Genomic DNA, 23,679 nt, shown 5'->3' on the forward strand with positions numbered 1-23,679 from the left:
CCCTGCCGTTTTCAGGACATTCGGCGACTCAGCCACATAGTGGGCTCGGGTCGCGATATGTCCTGAAAACGGCAGCGGAGAGGCGGCCGACCCGGAGAGGCGGCCCATCCGCAGGGGCGACCCGACCCGGAAGGCGGCCGAACGCCTCAGCCGGCCGGGGTCGGCTCCGGCACGGTCGGCGACGGCTCGTCCGGCGTCGACGGCGCATCGGATGCCGGCGGCGTCGGCTCCGTGCTGCCTCCGCCCGGGCCGCCGCCGGTACCGCCGTCGCCCGCACCACCCGCCGCGTCTCCGCCGCCGCGCTTCGCCGCCTTGCGCGCCCGCCGCCGGTCGCGCGCACCCTCCACGAGGTTGTACAGCGTCGGCAGCACCACGAGCGTGAGCAGCGTCGACGACACGAGGCCGCCGATCACGATGATCGCCAGCGGCTGCGAGATGAACCCGCCGTGTCCGGTGACGCCGAGCGCCATCGGCAACAGCGCGAAGATCGTCGCCAGAGCCGTCATCAGAATGGGCCGCAGACGGCGGGACGCGCCGTGCCGCACGGCATCCGGCACCGACAGTCCCTTCGTGCGGTACTGATTCACCAGGTCGATGAGCACGATGGCGTTGGTCACCACGATGCCGATCAGCATGAGCATGCCGATGAGGGATGCCACGCCCAGCGGCACGCCCGAGATGATCTGCAGCCCGATGGCGCCGGTCGCCGCGAACGGGATGGAGACGAGCAGCAGCAGCGGCTGGCGCAGCGACTTGAACGTCGCCACCATCACCACGTACACGATGAGGATGGCGGCGAGCATCGCCAGCCCCAGCTGGGAGAACGCGCTTCCCTGGTCGGCCGTGACGCCGCCGATGGTGGCGGATGCCCCGCTCGGCAAGTCCACCTTCTTCAGCGCGTTCGACACCTGCGTGTTCGCCGTGGTGAGGTCGTCGCCGACGGGGTTGGCGGTGACCGCCGCGCTCTGCAGACCCTTCTGCGTGGTGACCGTCGCCGGTCCCTTCGCGTCGTGCACGTCGGCGAGCGTCGACAGCGGCTGCGGGCCGCGCACGGTCTGGATCTGCAGGTTCTTCAGCGCGTCGACCGTCATCGGCTGGTTCTTGTCGGCGATGTAGATGGTGAGCGACGTGTCATTGATCGACACGGTTCCCGTCTGCGTCGGCTGCATGGCCTGCGACACCTGGGTGCCCACCGCCACCTCGCTCAGGCCGTACTCGGCGGCCGTGGTGCGATTCACGCTGACGGCGATGTAGGGCAGCGTCGAGGCGAGGTTGCTCGTCACCTGGTTCACCGAGCTCAGCTTGTCGAGCTGGTCGACCACGGAGTCGGTCGCGGCGTGCAGATCGGCCTGGTTCGACGCGGTGATGTCCACCTCGATGCTGCTCGATCCGCCGAAGCCGGCGCTCGACGACACCTGCAGATCGCCAGGCACGTCGAGGCCCTTGAGCTGCTTCTGCACCGTGGCCTGCAGGGCATCCTGGTCGGCGTTCTCGTCGGTGGTGATCGAGAAGCTGGCGGTGTTCGCACCGCCGCCGCCGAAGGCATCCGCGAGCGCACTGCCCGACGTGCCGATCGAGAGTTGCACGGTCTCGATGCCGTCGATTCCCCGGAGCTTCTTCTCGACCACGGTCGCCGCGTCGTCCTCGGCCTGCAGGCTCGTGCCCGGCTCGAAGGTCTGCGTCACCGAGAGGGTGTTCTGCCCGCTCGATCCCAAGAAGTTCGTCTTCATCAGGGGCGCGAGCGCCAGCGTTCCGCCCAGCACCAGCACGGCGACGATGATCGTCACCGCAGAGTGCTTCAGCGTGAAGTTGATGATCGGCAGGTAGCCGCGCTGCAGGCGCGATGGATGCTCGAGCTCGTCGTGCCCGCTCGCCACGGCCTCGCCGATCGACATGTGGCTCGCTTCGTCGTCGGCCTGCTGCTCGGCCGTCACGCCGTTCTTCGCCTTCTTCGGCTTCGGCGGGCGCAGGAACCAGTACGCGAGCACCGGCACGATCGTGAGCGCCACGAGCAACGACGACAGCAGGGCGATGGTCACGGTGACCGCGAACGGCCGGAACAGCTCACCTGTCACGTCGCCGACGAAGGCGATCGGCAGGAACACCGCGACGGTCGTGATGGTCGACGCGGTGACGGCACCAGCCACTTCGCGCACCGCCGAGAGGATGCTCTGCGCGCGATCGACCCCGGCCACGAGATGTCGCTTGATGTTCTCGATGACCACGATGGAGTCATCCACGACACGCCCGATGGCGATGGTCAGACCGCCGAGCGTGATGATGTTGAGCGTGTAGCCGCTGGCCCACATGCCGATGAAGGTGATGAGCACCGACGTGGGAATGGAGATGGCCGTCACGAGCGTCGACCTGATCGAGAGCAGGAAGATCAGGATGATGACCACGGCGAACAGCAGGCCGAGCAGTCCCTCCTCGGCCAGCGAGTTGATCGACTGCTCGATGAACGGCGCCTGGTCGAAGACCGACGTGAACTTCGCGTTGTGTCCGAGGGATGCCTCGAAGCCCGAGACCTGCTTCTTCACCTCGTTCGACACCTCCACCGTGTTGGCGGTGGGCGTCTTCGTGACCGCGATGGTGAGCGCGGGCTTGCCGTTCACACGCGAGATCGACGTGGTGGGGTCATCCGTGATCGCCACCGTCGCGACGTCGCCGATGGTGTGCACTGCAGGAGTCTGGGCGGCCTGAGCCGCCTCGGCCGCGGCGGCGCTCTGCGAGGACCCTGCACCCTCGGACCCCGCGCGGTCCGCGGCGCTCGACGCCGCCGACCCGGTCGACGCCGATGTCGAGGTCACGAGCGGCAGTTTCGCGATCTCGTCGACCGAGGTGATCGTCTGCCCTGCCTGCACATTGAGCGTCTTGCCATCGGCGGTGATGGAGCCGGCCCCGACGAGCACGCCGTTCTGCTGCAGCGCGGTCTGGATGGACTGAACGCTCACGCCGTCGGCGGCCATCTTGGCCGGGTCGGGCGTGATGGTCACGCGCTGTCCGACGGCGCCGATGAGCTGCGCGGAGGCGACGCCGTCCATCTTGGTGATGTCGGGCAGCACCAGGCGGTCGATGTCGGCGGCGAGCTGCTTCTCGCTCTGGTCGCTGGTGACGGCCAGCTCGAGGATCGGCAGGTCGGAGATGCTGCCGGCGAACACCTGCGGCTGCACGCCGGAGGGCAGTCGCGACGAGATGTTGTTGATGGCCTGGTTGATCTTCTGCTCCGCGGTGTCGAGGTCGGAGCCGTAGTCGAACTTGGCCGTGATGAGCGACTGGTTCGTGCTGCTCACCGCGGAGGTGCTGTCGAGGTTCGGCACGTTCTGAATGGCCGACTCGATGGGCGTGCTCACGTCGTTCTCGACGACCTGCGGCGAGGCACCCGGATAGCTGGTGACGATCACGAGCTCCGGAAAGTCGATCGAGGGCGTCAGCTCCTGCTTGAGGTTCGTCAGCGCGATGCCGCCGAACACGGCCACCACGATCGTGACCAGCGCGATGAGAGCACGGTTCTTCATGCTCAAAATGGCAAGGGAGTGCACGTACGGATCCTTACGTGTGGTGTGGCGCGATGTGCAGGACGCCGGCAACGCCGCCGACCGGGCGATTATCGCACCCTCGGCTGGACCGTTGACCTGTATCAACTACCCTGCGCGAAATGGATGCCTCGCCCCGCCCCCGCAGGTAGCCTCGAACCACACGTGGCGCCGGTTCGTCACCCCGAGCGAGCGGTCGCCGTGTGACCGAGTACGTCCGCATCGGCCTGGAGACGCGCGTGACAGAAGACCGGCCGGCACCGTCCTCATCCACCACGGAGGGGATCATGCCGAAGAAGGGGACCGCGGGCGGCACGGCCGCGGGGACGCGGCACGGGATCGCACGACACGGGCGGTTGCGCAGGCATCCATGGGGGACCTTCGGCAAGGTCGTCGCGTCAGTCGCCGTCGTCGCGGTCGCCAGCGCGATGGGCATCGGCGTCGTCGCCGCGGTGAACCTGGTGAGCGACGCGCCGCCGACCGTGCACCTCGTGGGGCAGACGCCGGGACCCATCCCCGACATCGGAGCGCTGCAGGGCGGCATGAACCTGCTCATCGCGGCGACCGATTCGCGCACCGGCCAGGGCGGCGCCTACGGCACCACCGACGACAGCTCGGGCGTCGGGCTGAACGACGTGACGATGCTGCTGCACCTCTCGCAGGACCACTCGCACGCCGAGGTGATCAGCTTTCCGCGCGATCTGATGATCCCGTTCCCGCAGTGTCCAGACGGCCAGGGCGGCTGGAACAGCGCGATGTCGCAGGCGCAGCTCAACTCGTCGCTCGTCGACGGCGGCCTTCCGTGCACCGTGCTGGTCATCAAGCAGCTGCTCGACGGCCTGGACATCCAGGGTGCCGGCCTCATCAAGTTCAACGGCGTCGTCGCCATGTCGAACGCGGTGGGCGGTGTGCCCGTGTGCGTCGGAGGAGAGGGCATCCACGACCCCGACACCGACCTCGATCTCGATCCCGGCATGCACACTCTGAGCGGTGTGACGGCAGCGCAGTTCTTGCGCACACGGCACGGCGTCAACGGCGGGAGCGATCTGGCCCGCATCAGCAACCAGCAGGTGTTCCTCTCCTCGCTGGTGCGCACGATCATGAGCAGCGGCACGCTCTCCGATCCGGTGAAGGTCTGGTCGCTCGCCAAGGCCGCCCGCACGAACATCACGTTCTCCGACAACCTGAACAACCTGACGACGCTCTACCAGATCGCTCTCGCGCTGAAGGGGCTGAGCTTCGACAAGATCACGTTCGTGCAGTATCCGGTGTTCGACGACCCGGAGGACGACAACCGGGTCGTGCCCGACGACGAGTCGGCGCAGACGCTGGTGGACGCGATCAAGGCGGACAAGCCGCTCGCCGTCACGGCGGGCACGGGCTCGGGGTCCGTGGCCTCGACCGCCTCGCCGTCCGCAGCCCCGAGCACGTCGCCTTCGTCCTCGGGCGGCGGCACGAGCGGATCGCCGACGCCGGCCTCGACCCCTGTCGACCTCGGCGACAACGTGTACGGCCAGAATGCCGCCACCCAGACCTGTTCGAACGGCGCCGGCTGATCGCTTTCGCCGAGCCCGGCGCCCCTCCGGGATCCGGCGCGGAGTCGATCAGCCGTCGTGTCGTCGCGGTGCGACCAGGATGATCGCCGCACTGACCGCGACGAGCGGGAGCACGCACACGGCCGCAACCGTGTAGCCGACAGCGTCGGGCAGCAGGGCGCCGCGCGGGGTCGCCGTCGCGAGAAGCAGCCCTGCGAGGGCGCTGCCCAGGCTGAACCCCACGCTGCGCACGATCTGGTTGATCGACAGCACGCTCGAGGTCTCTGCTTCCGGGATGCCCGTGAGCACGAGTCGAGGCATGATCGCCGACACCCCGCCCACGCCGAAGCCGAGCGCCGCCATCGCCGTCAACGTCGCGACGATCGAACCGGGCACGACCGCGAACAGCACGGCGGCGACCGCCACGAAGCCCGTGAAGACGACGAACGCCCACCGAGCCGTTGTGTGCGCCGTCAGCCACGCGCTGATTCTGCCTGCGACGAATCCGAGCACGGAGAACGGAATCAGGGCGGCACCGGCGAGCACCCCGGAGAGCCCGAAGCCGTAGCCGGCGCCCGACGGGGTCTGCACGTAACGGGTGAGCAACGAGAACAGCAGATACATGCCGATCGCCGAGACGAGCATGGCCGCGTTGGCGCGCAGCAGTCCGCCGCGTGCCATCAGGCGCACGTCGACGAGAGGACTCACGGCACGGCGCTCGACGGCGACCCACGCGGCGAGCGCGGCGGCCGCCACGAGCACGATGGATGCCCCCACCCAGGGCAGCGCCCAGACGGCGGGCTGGGCGGCGGCCACGAGCATCCCGAGCGTGCCGACGCCGAGCAGCACGGCGCCGGGCAGGTCGATCCTGGCGCGAGCGCGAGCGTCATCACCGGGCACGGTGCGCCAGGCGATCAGCACCGCGGAGAGGGAGAGGACGAAGCCGACGCCGTAGGCGACGCGCAACCCGGCGAGCTGATCGATGAGTCCCATCAGCGGATAGGCCACGCCGATGCCGACCGTGCCCGCGACCGAGATGGTGGCGATCGTGGCGTGCGCGCGTTCGACGGGCAGGTGGTCGCGCACCACACTCATCAGCAGGGCGAGCACGCCGAGACCGAGACCCTGGAGCGCGCGGCCGACCAGCAGCATGCAGAACGCCACGGCGCCGGCGGGGAGCGGGACCGCCGTGAGCAGCCCGCCGAGAGCGACGAGAGCGAGCGTGATCAGAACGGCTGCCCTGCGGTGCGACCCCGTGCCGAGCCGCCCGAGCACGGGAGCCGTGATCGCTCCGGTGAAGAGGGTGACGGTCAGCGTCCACTGCGCGGCGTCGAGCGGCACGCCGAGCTGCAGCGCCACCGAGGTGATCAGCGGAGCTCCGACGCCTCCGATGACGGCGCCGAGGAACGCGACGGCGACCATCGCGCGGCCGAGGCGATGGGTGGATGCCACGGCAGGCGCATCCGCGCTCATCGCTGCTTCTTCATGGTGGCATCGGACTTCGCGCTGACGTTGGTGTCGGCGGTGATGTGGTCGAACAGCCCGGCCTGAATGCGGGTGCGGATGCCCTCGGCCCACGGTTCGTCGATCGCGTCCACGTCGACCGCGGCGCCCACGTTGAGCAGCATGCCGAACGCCAGGAACGACTTCACGGTCACGGCGTCGAGCCCCGTCGTGTCGGCCACGACCCGCCACATGCGCGCGAGCCGTTCTCGCACGACAGCCCGCACCTCGTCGTCACCGCAGGCGGCGAAGCCCTGCAGCTGGAGCAGCAGCGAGGTGCGATCGGCCAGCAGGTCGTAGTACTCAGCGCCCATGCGTCCGAGGCCGTCGAGGCCGACCTCATCTGCCGCTGCCCGCAGCATCCCGTCGCTCACCCGGTCGAACGCCGCCGTCACCAGCTCCAGGAAGAGTGCCTTCTTCGTGCCGAACATGCGGAACACGTATGCCTGGGTGATTTCCGCCTCTCTGGCGATGGCATCGATGGATGCCCCGTGCAGCCCGTTCTGCGCGAACTCCCGTGCCGCGATCTCCCGCACCTGTGCTCGCCGCTCTTCGCCCCGCATGCGCTCCGCCATGGCCGTTATGTTAGTAGTTAGTCACCAGTAACTAAACATTCGAGACCGCGGGCCCCGCATCGAGCAGTAATCGAGAAGCAGCCGGCCGACGCCGCTTCTAGCGTCGAAGCATGAACATCCACAGCATCACCATCGAGGTGGCACACGCGAACGACGTGCACGCCGCCGAATCGTTCTACCGCGACGCCCTGCGACTGGCAGACAGAGTCGCCGTGCGCGTCGCCACCCGGCCGAGCTCGGGCTTTCGCGGGTTCGCCCCATCACTGATTCTGGAACAGCCGGGAGACGTCGACGCGGCCTTCGCCCGAGCGCTCTCGGCCGGCGCGCGGGCGCTCAAGCCCGCTGCGAAGAGCCTCTGGGGGTATGGCGGGTCGCTCCTTGCTCCCGATGGAACCGCGTGGCAGATCGCGAGCGCGAACAAGACGGCGACGGGCGAGGCCACGGGCAAGGTCGAGCGGGTCGTGCTTCTGCTCGGTGTCGACGACTTCAAGGCCAGCAAGTCCTTCTATCAGGAGCACGGACTGACGGTGGCCAAGAGCTTCGGAACGAAGTACGCGGAGTTCGACACGGGCGCGATCCAGCTGGCGCTCTACAAGCGGGCCGCCCTCGCCAAGCAGGTGGGCATGGATGCGACCGGCACCGGCTCGCACCGCCTCGCCGTCGGCGCCGATGGAGCGTTCATCGACCCCGACGGCTACGCGTGGGTGGTCGACGACACCGCCCTCACCGCCGACACCACCAGGTGACGACCTTCTGACCGCTCACACCATCGACGCGAGCGGCGGCGCCTCGGTGTATCGGCGATCGTGTTGTGGATGACTGCGGCGCACCTCGCCGGTATGCCGATCCAGCCGGATCACAGAGCATCGCTCCAGCGCTGGAGAAGCGAAGCACGAAAGACGCGCTGTCTCGTCGCGCTATGGTGCACCGAGGTCAGCGGAAAGCCAGTGTTCGGGCTCCAACTCGATCCGGTGCTCTCCACGGGCGAACGCGACGTATGGCTCCACCTTCTCCGGCGACAGGTACCGGCCGGCGATCGCGCGGAGATCGTCGTCGGATGACGGACCGATCACTTTCGCGCGCCCTTCGACTGAGACATAGCGCGTGGTCGGAGCTACCTGGTGAACAAGCAACGAGAACCTGCCCGCCGCGGCGATGAGCTTGCCCTTGCGCGAGTCGGCACCGGTGGAGACCCAGATCGGGCCACCCGGGGTGTAGTGGTACCAGATCGGCACGATCAGTGGTCCGCGATCGGGGCCGGCGGCCACAGACAAGGCGGCGACATGTGGTTGTGCGAGGAATTCCTCGCGTTCCAGGAGAGAAAGCGCCATGGCGCCAGCTTTCGACAGACCACCGACATCCGCGGTTGACAGAACACCGTTGCACCGACAGCTCGGGCCACGATGGTCGTCGGCGCTCGCACGCCCACACGGCAGCGGGCGATTGTTCCGGTGGCTGCTGGCATCGCTCATGCGTCGGCGCCAACTCACGGACCTCATGCTCCGAGCCGACGAAAGCCAGCCGTAGCGCCGCCGGACGGTCTCGACGGGATTCGCTCGTCGCCGTCGCCGTCGGCGCCGGAACGGACGCCCTACGCCGCGGAGCGCTCGTGCGAGGGTCGCCGCCTCAGCTCGGCGGAGACGATGGGGGGGAGTGTTGTACTCCTGGTCCATGCGGCCGACTCCGGTGCCGGGCGGAACGATCGCATCGATCCGGTCCAGGAGCTCGTCGGTCAGTTCTACGTCTGCTGCGGCGAGCAGGTCGTCGAGCTGCTCCATGGTTCGCGGTCCGATAAGGGCTGAGGTCACTCCCGGATGCGCGATGACGAAGGCGAGCGCCAGATGGGTGAGCGACATTCCGGCCTCGGCTGCGAGCGGGATGAACTGCTCGACCGCGTCGATGCGCCGCTCGTCGCGGAGCGCGGCGAACATGCGAGTGCGACGCAGGTCCGTCTCCTGGCCACGTCGGACGCGCCCGGTGAGCATGCCGCTGGCGAGCGGACTCCAGATCATGGTGCCCATGCCGTATCGCTGCGCGACGGGCAGCACCTCGCGCTCGATCGTGCGGTCCAGGAGCGAGTAGTGCGGCTGCTCGGTGCGGAAGCGCTCCAGTCCACGTCGCTCGGCGACCCACTGAGCCTCGACGATCTCGGACGCCGGCATGTCCGACGTGCCGATCGCTCGCACCTTTCCGCTGCGCACGAGGTCGGTGAGCGCCGAGAGCGTCTCCTCGATATCGGTTCGCGGATCGGGACGATGCATCTGGTAGAGATCGAGGTGGTCGGTCTGGAGCCGGCGGAGGGTGTTCTCGACCGCGGTCATGATCCAGCGACGGGAGCCGCCCTGGTGGTTCGGGTCGTCACCGAGCTGACGTGCGAACTTGGACGCGAGCACGACCTCGTCGCGGCGCCCCTTCAGCGCGCGGCCGAGCATCTCCTCCGAGTCGCCGTACGCGTCGGCGGTGTCGATGAAGTTGATGCCGGCCTCGATGGCGCGGTCGACCATCCGATTCACCTCATCCTGATCGCTGTTGCCGAACGAGCTGAACATCATCGCGCCGAGCGCGAAAGGCGAGACCTGGATGCCTGTGCGGCCGAGCGGACGGTAGTGCATGGTGCTTCCTCCTTGGGACCGTCACGGCTCGAGCTGTAGACTCGAGATAAGCGGAACAGTCGTCCGCAATCATACGGAACATTGTTCCGTTTGTCACGAAGGAATCCGGTGAGCTCAGCCGACACCACTGCGGTCGTGCCTCGACGCAAGCGAGCAGACGCGATGCGCAACACGGAGGCCGTGCTCGAGGCCGCCAAGAAGGCGTTCGCGGAGTTGGGCGTGGATGCGCCCATGCGCGACATCGCCGCCCGCGCCGGCGTGGGGGTGGGCACCATCTACCGCAACTACCCGCAGCGCTCAGACCTGATCATCGCGGTCTTCCGTCGCGAGCTCGACACCACTGCGGAGGAGGCTGAGCGCCTCGCCGCTGAATATCCGCCCGCCGAGGCGTTACGCCTGTGGTCGGAGAGTCTCGCACGCTTCGTCGCGACCAAACGCGGCTTCGCGAGTGCACTGCATTCCGGCGACCCCGCCTACCAGCCGCTGCCGGCCCAATTCCTCGGCATCCTCGCGCCCAAGGTCCAGAGCATCCTCGACGCCGGCGCTGCGGACGGCACCATCCGCGGTGGCGTCAGTGCCGAACACCTCATCCACGCCCTCAGCCGGCTCGCGGATGACGGTCCAGACGACGCAGCCGCGGCCGGTCCCTCGATGACCGACGTCCTGCTGGACGGACTCATCGTGTCGCCTCGCTCGATCGAGCCCTGAGTCGCGACCGCTCACACCACCGACGCGAGCGGAGGCGCCTCGGTGTACCGCAGGCGGGCCGCGACCGGCCATGCTCGCTCCAGCGCGGCGACCGCACGCTCGACCAGTTCGGGCGGATAGGTGATCGGCACCCGCAGAAAGCGCTCGAACGCGCCGTCGACCCCGAACCGCGGGCCTGCCGTGACGAGCAGCCCCTCGCTTCGCGCGGCGAGCGCCACCTGCGAGCTCACCGGCGTGCCGATGTTCACCCAGGCGGCGAGACCGCCGGCCACATGCGGAATGTGCCAGTCGGGAAAGGCGGCTCCGAGCATCCGCTCCACCGCGTCGCGACCGGAGGCGAGCTGGGCGCGACGCTCAGCGAGCACGTCGCCGTAGTGGCCGAAGAGCTCGGCGACGATCAGCTGGTCGAGCACCGGGGTACCGAGGTCCATGTTCGAGCGCACAGCCTGCAGCCGCCGGATCATCGAGCGCTCAGCGCGGATCCAGCCGACGCGCAGGCCGCCCCACATGGTCTTGCTCGCCGAGCCGATCGTGATGACGTGCGCGCCGTTCGCGAACGACGCCAGCGGCGCGTACGCCTCCGGACGGTCGATGTCGAGCTCGGCGGGCGTCTCGTCGGCGATCACGATCGTGCCCTGGGCCGCTGCCGCGTCGAGGATGCGCCGCCGCACCTTCACCGACATGGAACGTCCCGTCGGGTTCTGGAAGTCGGGCATGAGGTAGGCCAGCGTCGGGCTCGTGCGGCGCAGCACCGACTCGAACACATCCACATCCCAGCCGTCGACCGTATCGACCGACACCGGGCCGGTCACGAGCCTGGCGCCTGCAGCGACCAGCGCGTCGTAGGCGTGCGGATACGTCGGCACCTCGATCAGGGCCCTGTCCCCTCGCGAGACCAGGGTGCGCGAGAGCAGCGCGATCGCCTGCTGCGCTCCGACCGTGACGAGCACCTCGTCAGGGTCGGTGGCGAGGCCGCGAGCCGTGTATCGGCGGGCGATGGCCTCCCGCAGCACCGCAAGGCCCTCGGTGTCGTAGCCGGGGCCGGGGAGCAGGGCGGGGAGCAGCGAGGATGCCTCGCGCACGGCATCCATCATCACCGTCGGTGCCGCGAGGGCCGCCTTCGTGAAGTCGAGCAGCGTGCTGTCGAGGGCCGTCGATGCCACGGCACCGCCGGGCAGCGCGGTCTGCGTGCCCGAACCCTGCCTGCTGGTCGCCCAGCCGTCGTCGCGCAGCCGCTGGTAGGCGGCGGTGATCGTGGTGCGACTGACGCCGAGCCCGGCGGCGAGCTCGCGCTCGGCAGGCAGGCGCACACCGCCGAGCAGGCGGCCGTCCATGACGAGCAGCCGAATGCGGTCGGCCAGCGAATGAAAGGCGGGCCCGGTGCCGCGCCACTCGCCGAGCAGGTCGAGCAGGGCACGGGTTGAGATCGACGTCGATGCCACCAGACCACTCTATGCGAATTGGCTATTTATCAGAAGGCCAATCTCCGGTTTGGATACTTCTATGCAGCCCATCGCCGACACCCCCACGGGAGCCACCGCCACGGTGTCCGCCGGAACACCGTCGAAGCGGGTTCGCCTGTCGCTGCCGAGCCTCCCGGAGCCTCGTCCCCTCTTCTCGCGGCCCGCCACGCGTTCGTGGCGTATGGCGCAACTGCTGGTCGGCCTCTTCCTCTACGGCATCGCGATCGCGACCATGATGCAGGCCTCGATCGGCATCGAGCCGTGGGACGTGCTCGCTCAGGGCATCATGCTGCGCACGGGCATCCCGTTCGGCCTGGTCACCAACCTCATCGGCGCGCTCGTGCTGCTGCTGTGGATCCCGCTGCGGCAGCGGCCGGGCATCGGCACGGTGCTCAACGTGCTGCTCATCGGGCCGTCTGCACAGTTCGGTCTGTGGGCCATTCCGGAGCCCGGAGCGCTGTGGGGGCGCATCCTCCTGTTCGCGGGCGGGCTCGTGCTCATCGCGATCGCCTCCGGGCTCTACATCGGAGCCCAGCACGGGCCGGGCCCGCGCGACGGGCTGATGACCGGGCTGCACGCACGCACCGGCCGCCCGATCTGGCTCGTACGCACCGCCATCGAGGCCAGTGTGCTGCTCATCGGGTGGCTGCTGGGCGGCAACGTCGGCTGGGGGACGCTCGCCGTCGTCGTGTTCATCGGGCCGCTCGTGCACGTGACGATCCCGCTCTTCGCGCTCCGGGTGGAGCCGGCGGCGAAGGATGCCGACACCCGACTCATCGAGTCCGACGCGGCATCCCGCGGCCGCCGGCCGGCCCCCGAGCCCTGGGCTCTTGGCCGCCGCTGACACGCAGCCAGGCGCGCTACAGCTCCCGCTCCGCGTACACGCGCATCGCGTCGCGCACGAACGTCGCTCCGTCGATGCCGCCGTAATTCGCGGCGAAGCGCTCATCGGCGACGTACATCTCGCCGAGCCCCACGAAATACACCTTCGCCGGGCGACCGGTCTCACTGCCAGGGGTGCCCGGAATGCTGCCCAGCCAGTCGGCATGACGCCTCGCGAGCGCCTGCGCCTCCTCGCCGGCAGGGTCGATTCCGCGCCCGGCCGCGTCGATCCAGTCCGCAGCCAGCTCCTCCTGTCGCCGCTTCCACTCGGCGCGCTCCGCTTCGCTCTGACCACGCCACCACGCGTCGCTCTTCGCGTACGCGCTCTTCCCCAGCGCTGCTCGACCTCCTGCTTGTATTGCGTGTGGTCGAAGCCGTCCAATGCCGTCTCGGCCATGATCGGTTCTCCTTTCTCCAATGCGTCGATGGTGGATGCCACGGATGCCGCCTGCCGCGCCAGTCGCTCCTGCTCACTGCGCAGCCACGTCAGGTGGTGACGCAGCGCCGCCGACTCGTCTTGTTCGCGGTCCATCACGGCCGCGATGTCCGTCAGTCCGAGCCCGAGGTCGCGCAGCAGCAAGATGCGCTGCAACCGCACAACGGATCGCTCGTCGTAGTAGCGGTATCCGTTGTCACCGACGCGGCTCGGCTTCAGCAAGCCGATGTCGTCGTAGTGCCGCAAGGTACGGCTCGTCGTGCCGGCCAGGCGTGCGAGCTGCTGAATGGAGCGCTCGACGCCCGGCGCAGCATCCGGGTCACCCGTGTCATCCGTCATGACTTCGACGGTAGAGGTTGACGTTACGTCAATGTCAAGCGGTCGTCGCGGTGCGGAACACCGGCCACGCGACCTCGGTGCGCCAGGCCTCGGAATCGGCGGTCTGAAGCCGCGAGACGAGGAAGTCCTCGCGGATCGCCCCAGCGACTCCGATCGCCCTCGCCGCGACGAACGATCCGAGCTCGGCATAGGCCGTGTCGAGGTCGTCGTGCGTGCCGGCGTGCACGAGCACCGCCCACTCGCCGCCCGGCACCTCGTACCACTCGGCCCGGCCCGGCACCGGAGCCCCCAGCACCAGAGCCCGATCCTCCGGCCGGGCGCCCGGCTCGGTGCTCTGCCCGAACGGAACGAACGCCACCAGCTCACCCGCGTCCGTCTCGAACACGTCCTCGAAGAAGAGGGCCCCGGGAACACCGGGTTCACCGAGCCCGAGCTGTTCCCCCGTGGCGAGAATCTCGTTGACGGCGCCGGCGACGAACGCCAACCCGTCGGCGAGCGAGACTCGGCCGCTGATCGCCAGAGCTCGCATGGGAGTCGTCGCTCGGAACTCGATCGGGCGCTCCCCCTCGTTTCACGGGCTGAAGCAGCGTGCGCAGGGATGTCACGGCCGAGCGCGTCTGCGCGAGCTGCTCCTCCATGCGCGAGAGGTGTTCGGCGATGGCGGCATTCCTCGCCGCGACGTCGGGCGCAGACACCACGTCGCGCACGGCGTCGATCGGCATGTCGAGGTCGCGAAGGCGGCGCACGACCTGAGCGACGGGCACCTGCTCGGTGCTGTACCTGCGGTATCCGCTGTCCGGATCGATCGCAGCCGGCGTGAGCACCCCCACGTCGTGGTAGTACCGCAACGCCTTGACCGTGAGATGCGTCATGCGGGAGAAGTCGCCGATGGAGACGAGGGTGTGCGCCACGTCCACGATCCTCGCATCCGCGGACCGTCCGCCCATCAAGCCGGTGCGCGGCACGGTACGCGTCTCGCTCATCGAACCTCACCCCTCGCACGCCCGCCGCGCGGAAGCAGGAACGTGAGCACGATGGCCGCCGCCGCGACGATCGCGAGCGGCTCAAGGCTCGCGGCGAAGGCATCCGCCACGTTCGACCCGCGCGGCGCCGCCGTCGAGCCGAGCGCACCGAAGAACACCGTGCCCACGATGGCGACGCCGAGGGAGCCTCCCACCTGCTGCATGGTGGAGAGCGCACCGGAGACGACCCCGGCGTCCTCGGCGTTCGCCGTGCCCAGCACGAGACTCGTCGACGGCGGGATGCTCAGACCCTGGGCAGCACCGCAGAACACCAGTCCCACGAGCACCCAGCCCACGCTTGCACCGGTCGATGCCACGATCGCGAGCGCTGCGAAGCCGAGCAGGTTCGCGACGCTTCCGAGCACCAGCACCAATCGCCCCAGGCGCGCGACCAGACGAGGCACGAGCGCGACCGCGACGAAGTACGGGATGGCGAGGCCGAGAAACACGGTTCCGGACTCGAGCGCCGTCAGGTTGCGACCGAGCTGCAGGTACATCGTCAACACCACGTAGAACGACGCCTGTCCGCACCAGAACACGAGCTGCCACATGAGACCCCAGCGGAAGGCCGGGGTGCGGAGCAGGAGCTGAGGGAAGAGCGGCTCCCCGCCGCGCGACTCCAGCCGACGCTGCTGAGCGAAGAAGGCGGCGACCAGGATCGGGACGAGCGCGAAGCAGACCCAGATCCACGGCGCCCACCCGCTGTCGCGCCCCTCGACCAGCGGCAGAACGAGCGCCACGATCGCCGCGGTCATCAGCACGACACCCCAGACGTCGACCCGCTTGGCGATCCCCCCTGGTCGCCGGCACGACGAACGGGGTCAGCACGAGAGCGAGGATGCCGACGGGCACGTTGATCGCGAAGATCGAACGCCACCCGAGTCCCCAGACGTCGGCACCGACGAGAAGCCCTCCGATGATCTGGCCCGCGGCCGCTCCGATGCCGAGCACGGCGGCATACAGGCCGACGGCCCTCGCTCTCGACTGGCCGTGGAAGACCGATCCGATCATCGCCATCACGCTCGTGGTGACGAAGGCCGATGCGATCCCCTGCACGAATCGTCCGATGACGAGCACCTCGGCATTCGACGCCGCCGCGCAGAGCACCGAGGCGGCCACGAAGACGGCGATGCCGATCACGAACGCTCTCCGCCGCCCGAACCTGTCGCCGATCCGCGCAGCGGTGAGCAGGGCTGCGGCGGTGCCGAGCGAGAAGGCCGCGATGAACCACTCGACGGCGCTCTCGCTCGCGTGCAGTTCCGCCTGCATCGAGGGAAGCGCCACGTTGACGATGAAGAAGTCGATGGCCGTGATGAACGTGCCGATGAGCAGGGCGCTCAGCGCGCGCCACGGTGGCCGCGTCGCGGCGTCCTCGTCGGCGGTCGTGGCCGCCGTTGTCGGTTCTGTGACCGTGTCATGAGTTGTCATGACACTGTTCTCGCGCCTCCCCCGACGGGAGAGTCAACACGCTCGGCCGCTTCGGTCGCCACGTCGACGCTGACAGCGCATTCCCGGGGAATCCGGATGCCGTGCACCGACTTCGTGCGACGGTGTTGCGCGAATCAGAAACGCGATATATCGTGTTTGAAGAAGTCGCGATATATCGTGAGTTGGATCACACGGCGCGCGGCACCCCAGACATCGAATCAAAGCTGCCACGTCGACCGCGAGGTCGGGAATGGCGGCAGGCAGGAAAGGCACGAACATGGCACAGGAACGCTGGATCGTGAACCCGGGCGACAGCAAGACCATCGACTTCGAGGTCGTGCGCAAGCTCAAGGTGAGCCTCATCGCGGGGCGAGTGGATGTCATCGGTCACGATGAGCGCACCGCCCGAGTCGAGGTGAGCAACGTGACGGGCAAGGAGCTGAAGGTCACCATCGACGGCGACACGCTCGAGGTGGACCACCCGCAGTGGCGGTGGGACAACTTCATCGACGTGTTCCGCTCCTGGCGAGGCAGGGCCGGCGCGGACGTGACCATCCTGGTGCCGCGCGACGTGGAACTGAAGCTCGGCGTCGTCTCCGCCGTCGCGCTCGTGAGCGGGCTCGTCACCGACGCCAAGCTCAGCACCGTGAGCGGGGAGATCACCACCGACGGCATCGTCGGCGACCTCGACCTCAACACGGTCAGCGGTGAGTTGACCGCCCGCGACCACCGCGGCGAGGTCTTCGCGCACACCGTCTCCGGCGACATCACGGTCTCGGGCAGCGTCACCAAGCTCGGCGTCGACAGCGTCAGCGCCAACATCTATCTCGACCTGTTCGGCACACCGTTCGAGGTGAAGTCCAACTCCGTGTCGGGCGACCTCACCATGCGCCTCGATGAGAACGTGGGCGTTCGCTACCGCATCAACACGGTCAGCGGCGTCGCCCACCTCGACGGCACCACCGTCATCAAGGGCTCCATGGGCAAGACCTACACGAGCCAGAGCGGCTCGCTCGACGGCAAATGGCTCGACGTGTCGTCCAGCTCCGTCTCCGGCAACATCTCGGTGGTGCGCAGACAGCCGAGCACCTCCACGAGTGCACAGGCGACGGATGCCCCCGCGACCGACACAGCAGAAGGCGCCGAATGACCCCCGCGGTGTTCTCGCACGGCCGTCTGAGGCTCTACCTTCTCAGCCTGCTCGACGAGCGGCCCATGCACGGCTATGAGCTGATCCAGGCGCTGAGCGACCGCTTCGGCGGCACGTACAGCCCCAGCGCCGGAACCATCTATCCGCGGTTGTCGAAGCTCGAAGAGGAAGGGCTCGTGACCAAGACGACCGAGGGCCGGAAGACGGTGTACTCGATCACGGACGCGGGGCGGGCGGAGTTGCGGGCACGGGCATCCGAGCTCGACGACATCGAGAACGAGGTCACCGACTCCCTGCGACGCATGGCAGACGAGGTGAGGGCCGGCGTGAACCAGGCCATGAAGAGCCTGCGCGCAGATCTCGCCGCTGCCGCCCGCGAGGCGAAGCGCGAGGCGCGCGAGGCGAAGACCGCAGGCGCGACCGCTTCGGGCACGACGGCTCAAGGCTTCGCACCCGACCCCCGCGCCGAGTCACGACTGGCGTTGCGCGAGGCCGAGATCGTGCTCAACGAGTTCCGTCAGCAGGTGCGTGCGGATCTGCGCACGGCCACGATGCACGACGGAATCCCGGATGCCGTCGTCGAGCACCTGCGCAGCGACCTCGCCAGGGTACGCGCCGACCTTCTCGCCCGGCTGTCGCGCTGAGCGATTCCGCAGGCCCCGGAGCACGCCGAAGGCGCGCACAAAGCCCCGTGGGTCGAGGAGCACGCCGGCGCGCGTCTCGAAACCCGGCATACCCGCGGCCAGGGTTCCGAGACGCCCCGCTGCGCGGTGCTCCTCAACCCACGGGACGGGGCTCGGCGGCGCACCGCCACTCCCCGCGGGGGCACCGGATGCCCTGCGCGTCGTCATCGCGTGCGTCACGCGTTCGTCGCGACTCCTCGGCCCACGCTGTTCAAGCTGCCCTGCCGGTCTCGGTCACGGTTCCGTCGGAGCAGCGCAGAAAGACGTGCCCCTCCGACTTCTCCGCGTCGTGAGCGGCGAGCGGCTGCCCGCAGAGCGGGCACGCCGTGCTGTGCGGCGGCTCGACGTCGTAAGGGCCGCGCGGAGCTGGCCCCAACACCGGGACCAGCTTGCCGTCCAGCCACTCGACCGCCTGAGTCAGACCGTGTGCGTGGACCGTGTCGCCACCTGTGTTCCGTGGCATTTCTTCAGGGTAGATCCGCGCCCCCGCCGCGGCGGACGGATCGCGTGGATTCCATGCCTGACGGCGCATTTCGTCCGCCAAACTGCGCGCTCGTCGCGACTGTGCTGTGCGTTGTCTTCACAGCCGCACGCGCCGACTTGACAGGCAAAAGGCAGGTAGTAGTGTCGTCCCTCGTGACAAATGAGGGGAGGGCCCCCGGGTTAGACGGCCGCTCCGCGAAACGGTGGCTGATCGGGGAACCCCTACCCAGCGAGAAGCTCGAGGGACAGCTGCTTCCCAAGCACCTCGCACTGCCCATCTTCGCCAGTGACGCTCTGTCGTCCGTGGCCTACGCTCCGCAGGAGCTGATGATGGTGCTGCTGATCGGCGGCCTCGCCTTCCTCGCCTACTCGCCGTGGATCGCCGTCGCCGTCGTGGTGCTGATGCTCACGGTGGTCGCCTCGTACCGGCAGCTGGTCAAGGCCTACCCGTCTGGTGGCGGCGACTACGAGGTCGCGCACAAGAACCTCGGCGAGAAGGCGGGGCTGGTCGTGGCATCCGCCCTGCTCGTCGACTACGTCATGACCGTGGCCGTGTCGGTGGCGAGCGGTGTGGACAACATCATCTCGGCGCTCCCGTGGCTCAGCGGGGTGCGCGTCGAGCTCGCCGTCGTCTGCGTCGCGATCATCGCCGCGATGAACCTGCGCGGAGTGCGCGAGGCGAGCAAGGCGTTCGCCATCCCGACCTATGTGTTCATCGGGTCGATCGGCATCATGATCGTCACCGCACTCATCCGCACCGCCGCAGGCGCCGCCCCGGTCGCGGAGTCCGCCCAATACGCGGTGCACGCCGAAGGCGTCACGCAGGCGGCGGTCGTGCTCCTGCTGCTGCGCGCCTTCTCGAGTGGATGCTCCGCCCTCACCGGCGTCGAGGCCGTCGCCAACGGAGTCCCCGCGTTCCGCACCCCGAAGATCCGCAACGCACGCACGACGCTCCTGCTCATGGGCGGCATCGCGGTGTTCCTCTTCGCCGGCCTGATGGCCATCGCCCTCATCTCCGGTGTGCACTACGCGGAGAACCCGTGCGACCTGATCGGGTGGAAGCAGTGCGCGACGGAGCCGCAGCGCTCGCTCATCGCACAGCTGGCATCCGCCACCTTCGGCAACAACTCCGTTCCGTTCTTCATCATCCAGGCGGCGACGGCAGTCGTGCTGCTGCTGGCGGCCAACACCGCGTTCAACGGCTTCCCCCTGCTCGGCTCGGTGCTCGCCCGCGACTCCTACGCGCCCAAGGCGATGTCCACGCGCGGCGACCGCCTGGTGTTCTCGAACGGTGTGATCGCGCTCGCGCTGGCCGCGATCATCCTGCTCGTCATCTACGAGGCCAACCTCACCAACCTGATCCAGCTCTACATCATCGGCGTGTTCGTCTCGTTCACGCTCGGGCAGTCGGGCATGGTCAAGCACTGGATCACCCTGCTGCGCGACAAGGAGACGCGACGCCAGGAGAAGGACCGCGGGTCGATCATCCGCAGCATGTCGATCAACGCGTTCGGTGCGCTGCTCACGTTCAGCGTGCTCGTGGTCGTGACGATCACGAAGTTCACGCACGGCGCCTGGCTCGTGTTCATCATGATGCCGATCCTGTTCCTGCTGATGCTCGGCGTGAACCGGTACTACCGCGACGTGGCCAAGGAGGTCGAGGTCGACCCGACCACCACGTTCGGGTCGAGCGGAGACCACGCCATCGTGCTGGTCGGCAAGATGCAGAAGCCCGTGCTGAAGGCCCTCGACTACGCCATCGCGGCCAGGCACCAGTCGATCGAGGCCGTGCACATCTCGCTCGACGACGAGTCGACCGACTCCCTGCAGCAGCAGTGGCACGACATGAACATCCACGTGCCGCTCACCATCATCGAGTCGCCCTACCGGGACTTCGGCGTTCCGCTCATCAAGTACATCAAGCACCGGCGCGAGGAGCACGGCTCCGAGGTGACCACGGTGTACCTGCCGCAGTACATCGTCGGCCACTGGTGGGAGACGTTCCTGCACAACCACCGCGCCCGCCGCATCTCCAAGCAGCTGATGATGCTGCACGGCGTCACGATCGCGCTCGTGCCCTGGCTGCTCGACTCCTCCGAGCTCATCTACGGACGTCGCTCGCACCCGCTGCCCGGCCAGGACCGCCGTGGCGAGCCGATCCGCGCCATCCCGCGCCGACCCCTCGCGCCCGCGCTGCCCAACTCGGCGTCCCGCGGCCGCAGGGACGTTCAGCTCCAGACTCCGCCTCCCGCCGCTCCGACGGAACGCCAGGAGAAGGACGCGCAGGCCCAGGATGCCTCGCGCAAGCCCGGCGACTCCGACCCGCGCTCGCGGTCGCGCGCTGGTCGTCGCTGACGCCCATCACGATCTCCCGCCCTGGGATGACGGGCATCACCCGGGAGGGCGATGCAGCCGGTTTCTCCCCCTCGGACAGGGTGGAGACATGCAGAAGTCATCCAAGAAGTACATCGCCGCCCTCGCGGCCTCGCTTGCACTCCTGGCCGCGGCTCCGCTCGCGGGCTGCAGCATGCTGACCGGAGGTCGGCAGGGGTATCTCGTGTACGACGACAAGGCGGAAGCCACCAGCGAGGGCACCCACGACGTGCCGGCCTGGGTGCCCGACGATGCGACCGCCATCACGATCGACCTTCCCCAGAACAGCTCGGCCTACCTCATGAAGTTCGGCTCGGCGGCGGGTGTCCCGGTCTCGGCGACCTGCACGGCCGTGACCACGACCACGCCGATCAAGCCGACCGTCTCGGTGGACTGGTGGCCGAAGCAGGCGCTCACAACCGATCGGCGTCAGTGCGGCACGGCGCAGGTCGCCCGCATCGGCGACGAATGGTACGTGTGGGACGCGGGCAAGTAGCCCGCTCCCGTTCGACGATCGCCCGTCAGATCAGCGCCATGATCTGACGGGCGATGATGCGTCCAGACCGGCCGGCTCCGATCGTCGACGCGTAGGGACCGTAGCCCGCGAGGAAGATGCGCGGATCGGTCCACACCTGGCCGGACTCCACGACCACGCCACCCTGCTTCTCCCGCAGTTTGAGCGGCGAGAGGTGGCGCAGTTCGGGACGGAACCCGGTGGCCCAGATGATGGCATCCACCGGCGTGAAGGAGTCGTCGGCCCAACGCACGCCGTCGGGCTCGATCGACGCGAACATGGGGCGCTCCTTGAGCAGGCCGCGGGCGACGCCTGCGGCGACCTTGCGCGTCAGCGGCACTCCTGTGGAGCTGACGACGCTGGGCAGGGCGCTGCCGACGCGCGCGGCGGCATCCGCATCGCGCACGGCGGCCACTCCGCCCTCGATGGTGCGCACGTGCTCCGTGCTGTAGTCGATGGGGCGCCTGGATGCCCACGACACGCTCTTGGCCACACCCTCCAGTTCGAGCAGAAAGCCGACGGCGCTGGTGCCGCCGCCGACCACCAGAACGTTCTTGCCGCGGAACTCGTCGGCCGAGACGTACCCGTTGGTGTGCACATGCCGGCCGCGGAATGTCTTCGCGCCTGGGTAGTACGGAACGAACGGCGAGCCCCAGGTTCCGGTGGCGTTCACGAGCACCTGCGCGGCCGTCTCGCCTTCGCCGTGCTGCACGACGAGGTCGGCTCCGCGGTTCACGACGCCGGTGACACGCGACGGGCGATGCACGTTGAACCCGAAGTGGTCTTCGTACCTGCGGTAGTAGCCCGCGACGATGTCTTTGGCCGGAAGCGTGCGGTCCGCCGTCTCGAAGCTGATGCCCAGCTCCGTCATTCCCGGCAGGTCGGAGATCTTGTGCGCACTGCCCATGCGCAGGGCATCCCACCGGAACTGCCAGGCGCCGCCCGTGCTCGGACCCCGGTCGAAGACGACGAAGTCCACGTCCGGTTCCAGTTGAAAGCGCCGCAGGTAATAAGCGACCGAAAGGCCGGCCTGACCGGCTCCGACGATCACCACCTGCGTGCGTGCAGGGGCTGTTGGCACGGTATATACCATCATGCGCCGCTGGGAACGTGCGACCCGGCCGGTCAGGGGCCCCATGCTAAACTGGCCGCTAACTTTCGTTTCCCGTCCAAAGTGCCCGAGAGAGCGTCAACGCCTCGGGCCTGTCATCGTGAGGGGGTCTCGCATGGGGCGCGGCCGTCAGAAGGCAAAGCACACCAAGATCGCTCGCGAGCTCAAGTCATACAGTCCCACCGTGGACTACGACCAGCTCGAGCGCGAGCTCACCGGACACTCGCACGACGAAGATCGTTATGCGGCGTGGGCCGACTACGAGCCAGAGGGCAGCAACGCCGACGACTACGAGCACCAGGAGCGCTCGGCGGGCTGATCCTCGTGTCGTACGTGCAACGCGCATCCCGACGGGGTGCGCGTTTTGCGTCGCCTGCGCAAGGGCTGTGCGGCAATCGGATCAGAGCCACCCGTTCGCGGCGGCCTGGGCCGCGGCATCCGCACGGTTGCGCGCGCCGGTCTTGCCGATCGCTGCCGACAGGTGGTTGCGCACGGTGCCCTCGGAGAGATGCAGCTCGCGGGCGATCTCGTTCACGCTGCCGCCGCGCGCGGCCACCCGCAACACCTCGGTCTCGCGCTGGGTGAGCGGAGAGACGCCGGATGCCAGCGACTCGGCCGCCAGTGCAGGGTCCACCACCCGCAGGCCCTGCGCGACGCGCCGCACGGCATCCGCCAGCTGCGTCGACGGGGTGTCCTTCACCACGAACCCGCTGGCGCCTGCCTCCATGGCACGGCGAAGGTAGCCGGGTCTGCCGAAGGTCGTGACGATCAGCGACCGGCACGCGGGCAGCCTGCGGTGCAGCAGCTCGGCGACGGCGAGGCCGTCGAGGCCGGGCATCTCCACGTCGAGAAGCGCCACCTGGGCGTCGGAGTCGCGCGCGGCATCCAACACCTCGTCGCCCCTGCCGACCTGGGCGACCACGGTGAGGTCGGGCTCGAGGTCGAGCAGCGCGGCGAGCGCGCCGCGCACGAGCGCCTGGTCGTCGGCCAGCAGCAGCCGGATGGGATCGGTCATCGTGCGGTCCCTCGTGTCGTCGCTCCCGCGGTTCCGGCGCCCGGTCTCGAGGCGTCGGCCCGCACGCTCACCGTGGTGCCGCCGTCGTCTCCCGGTTGCACCGTGAGAACGGCGCCGACGGACTGCGCGCGCTGCCGAAGACCGTCGAGACCGTGGCCTGCGGGAATCGTGCCGGGCATCCCTGACCCGTCGTCGCCGACGATGATGGCGCGCTTCTCCAGCGCGACCCAGCAGTTCTTCGCGTGCGCGTGGCGCACCACGTTGGTGATCGTCTCGCGCAGAATCCACGCGAACGTCTCTCGAAGTTCGGG

20 protein-coding genes and 2 pseudogenes are annotated in these 23,679 nt (G+C 68.7%); 9 read left to right on the plus strand and 13 right to left on the minus strand.

Features of this window, described 5'->3' with window-relative positions:
• Positions 1-146: 146 nt before the first annotated feature.
• Entirely contained in the window at positions 147-3,542 is a 3,396-nt protein-coding gene (locus tag FPZ11_RS10880) for an efflux RND transporter permease subunit (RefSeq protein WP_146320834.1), read from the minus strand.
• A gap of 281 nt (positions 3,543-3,823) precedes the next feature.
• Between FPZ11_RS10880 and FPZ11_RS10885 the strand changes: the two genes are divergently transcribed.
• A complete protein-coding gene (locus tag FPZ11_RS10885; RefSeq protein ID WP_146320836.1) occupies positions 3,824-5,092 on the plus strand; it encodes an LCP family protein in 1,269 nt (422 codons plus the stop codon).
• Positions 5,093-5,140: 48 nt separating this feature from the next.
• Here the strand turns inward: FPZ11_RS10885 and FPZ11_RS10890 are convergent, their stop codons facing one another.
• Both FPZ11_RS10890 and FPZ11_RS10895 read right to left on the minus strand, forming a co-directional pair.
• A complete protein-coding gene (locus tag FPZ11_RS10890; protein ID WP_146320838.1) occupies positions 5,141-6,544 on the minus strand; it encodes an MFS transporter in 1,404 nt (467 codons plus the stop codon).
• On the minus strand, positions 6,541-7,149 hold the full coding sequence (locus FPZ11_RS10895) for a TetR/AcrR family transcriptional regulator (RefSeq protein WP_246846205.1): 609 nt from the start codon (positions 7,147-7,149) through the stop codon (positions 6,541-6,543). Before FPZ11_RS10895 ends, FPZ11_RS10890 begins: the two co-directional genes overlap by 4 nt.
• Before the next feature lie 110 nt (positions 7,150-7,259).
• On the opposite strand from FPZ11_RS10895, the gene FPZ11_RS10900 reads away from it, so the two are divergent.
• On the plus strand, positions 7,260-7,895 hold the full coding sequence (locus FPZ11_RS10900; protein ID WP_146320840.1) for a VOC family protein: 636 nt from the start codon (positions 7,260-7,262) through the stop codon (positions 7,893-7,895).
• A 171-nt stretch (positions 7,896-8,066) separates the two neighbouring features.
• Here the strand turns inward: FPZ11_RS10900 and FPZ11_RS19855 are convergent, their stop codons facing one another.
• Entirely contained in the window at positions 8,067-9,761 is a 1,695-nt protein-coding gene (locus FPZ11_RS19855; protein ID WP_146320842.1) for an aldo/keto reductase, read from the minus strand.
• 108 nt (positions 9,762-9,869) lie between these two features.
• Between FPZ11_RS19855 and FPZ11_RS10910 the strand changes: the two genes are divergently transcribed.
• Positions 9,870-10,469 (plus strand): TetR/AcrR family transcriptional regulator, encoded by a 600-nt coding sequence (locus tag FPZ11_RS10910; RefSeq protein ID WP_246846206.1) that lies wholly within the window; start codon positions 9,870-9,872, stop codon positions 10,467-10,469.
• Between the two features lie 11 nt (positions 10,470-10,480).
• On the opposite strand, the gene yczR is transcribed toward FPZ11_RS10910, so the two are convergent.
• Positions 10,481-11,911 (minus strand): MocR-like transcription factor YczR, encoded by a 1,431-nt coding sequence (yczR, locus tag FPZ11_RS10915; RefSeq protein WP_146320844.1) that lies wholly within the window; start codon positions 11,909-11,911, stop codon positions 10,481-10,483.
• Between the two features lie 202 nt (positions 11,912-12,113).
• Between yczR and yczE the strand changes: the two genes are divergently transcribed.
• The gene (yczE, locus tag FPZ11_RS10920; protein WP_437438643.1) at positions 12,114-12,776 is read left to right on the plus strand and encodes a membrane protein YczE; all 663 of its coding nucleotides are present in this window, start codon (positions 12,114-12,116) and stop codon (positions 12,774-12,776) included.
• Positions 12,777-12,792: 16 nt separating this feature from the next.
• Here yczE and FPZ11_RS10925 read toward each other — a convergent pair.
• The 5 genes and pseudogenes from FPZ11_RS10925 to FPZ11_RS20310 form a co-directional block, all read right to left on the minus strand.
• Positions 12,793-13,589 (minus strand): annotated as a pseudogene (locus FPZ11_RS10925) (MerR family transcriptional regulator).
• A gap of 34 nt (positions 13,590-13,623) precedes the next feature.
• A complete protein-coding gene (locus tag FPZ11_RS10930; protein WP_146320846.1) occupies positions 13,624-14,118 on the minus strand; it encodes a GyrI-like domain-containing protein in 495 nt (164 codons plus the stop codon).
• Complete coding sequence (locus FPZ11_RS10935) at positions 14,009-14,500, minus strand: MerR family transcriptional regulator (RefSeq protein ID WP_168203801.1); 492 nt, start codon at positions 14,498-14,500, stop codon at positions 14,009-14,011. Before FPZ11_RS10935 ends, FPZ11_RS10930 begins: the two co-directional genes overlap by 110 nt.
• A gap of 68 nt (positions 14,501-14,568) precedes the next feature.
• Entirely contained in the window at positions 14,569-15,366 is a 798-nt protein-coding gene (locus FPZ11_RS10940) for an MFS transporter (RefSeq protein WP_146320850.1), read from the minus strand.
• An 88-nt stretch (positions 15,367-15,454) separates the two neighbouring features.
• Positions 15,455-16,039 (minus strand): annotated as a pseudogene (locus tag FPZ11_RS20310) (MFS transporter); the annotation flags it as partial.
• Between the two features lie 277 nt (positions 16,040-16,316).
• Between FPZ11_RS20310 and FPZ11_RS10950 the strand changes: the two are divergent.
• Both FPZ11_RS10950 and FPZ11_RS10955 read left to right on the plus strand, forming a co-directional pair.
• Positions 16,317-17,189, plus strand: coding sequence for a DUF4097 family beta strand repeat-containing protein (locus FPZ11_RS10950; protein ID WP_146320852.1), 873 nt, complete (start codon positions 16,317-16,319; stop codon positions 17,187-17,189).
• On the plus strand, positions 17,186-17,833 hold the full coding sequence (locus tag FPZ11_RS10955; RefSeq protein ID WP_146320854.1) for a PadR family transcriptional regulator: 648 nt from the start codon (positions 17,186-17,188) through the stop codon (positions 17,831-17,833). Before FPZ11_RS10950 ends, FPZ11_RS10955 begins: the two co-directional genes overlap by 4 nt.
• A 250-nt stretch (positions 17,834-18,083) precedes the next feature.
• On the opposite strand, the gene FPZ11_RS10960 is transcribed toward FPZ11_RS10955, so the two are convergent.
• Positions 18,084-18,335 carry a hypothetical protein gene (locus FPZ11_RS10960; RefSeq protein WP_146320856.1) on the minus strand — a complete coding sequence of 84 codons (252 nt, stop codon included), beginning with the start codon at positions 18,333-18,335 and terminating at the stop codon, positions 18,084-18,086.
• 173 nt (positions 18,336-18,508) lie between these two features.
• Between FPZ11_RS10960 and FPZ11_RS10965 the strand changes: the two genes are divergently transcribed.
• Together FPZ11_RS10965 and FPZ11_RS10970 are read left to right on the plus strand one after the other, a co-directional pair.
• The gene (locus tag FPZ11_RS10965; RefSeq protein WP_246846677.1) at positions 18,509-20,710 is read left to right on the plus strand and encodes an APC family permease; all 2,202 of its coding nucleotides are present in this window, start codon (positions 18,509-18,511) and stop codon (positions 20,708-20,710) included.
• Positions 20,711-20,798: 88 nt separating this feature from the next.
• Positions 20,799-21,224 (plus strand): hypothetical protein, encoded by a 426-nt coding sequence (locus FPZ11_RS10970; RefSeq protein ID WP_146320858.1) that lies wholly within the window; start codon positions 20,799-20,801, stop codon positions 21,222-21,224.
• 25 nt (positions 21,225-21,249) lie between these two features.
• On the opposite strand, the gene FPZ11_RS10975 is transcribed toward FPZ11_RS10970, so the two are convergent.
• Positions 21,250-22,323, minus strand: coding sequence for an NAD(P)-binding domain-containing protein (locus tag FPZ11_RS10975; protein WP_246846208.1), 1,074 nt, complete (start codon positions 22,321-22,323; stop codon positions 21,250-21,252).
• Positions 22,324-22,468: 145 nt separating this feature from the next.
• On the opposite strand from FPZ11_RS10975, the gene FPZ11_RS10980 reads away from it, so the two are divergent.
• Positions 22,469-22,672 (plus strand): DUF3073 domain-containing protein, encoded by a 204-nt coding sequence (locus FPZ11_RS10980; protein ID WP_146320860.1) that lies wholly within the window; start codon positions 22,469-22,471, stop codon positions 22,670-22,672.
• Between the two features lie 81 nt (positions 22,673-22,753).
• Here the strand turns inward: FPZ11_RS10980 and FPZ11_RS19865 are convergent, their stop codons facing one another.
• Positions 22,754-23,368 (minus strand): response regulator transcription factor, encoded by a 615-nt coding sequence (locus FPZ11_RS19865; protein WP_246846678.1) that lies wholly within the window; start codon positions 23,366-23,368, stop codon positions 22,754-22,756.
• Between the last annotated feature and the right edge of the window lie 311 nt (positions 23,369-23,679).

Origin of the sequence: Humibacter ginsenosidimutans (genome assembly GCF_007859675.1) — a bacterium.
GTDB lineage: Bacteria > Actinomycetota > Actinomycetes > Actinomycetales > Microbacteriaceae > Humibacter > Humibacter ginsenosidimutans.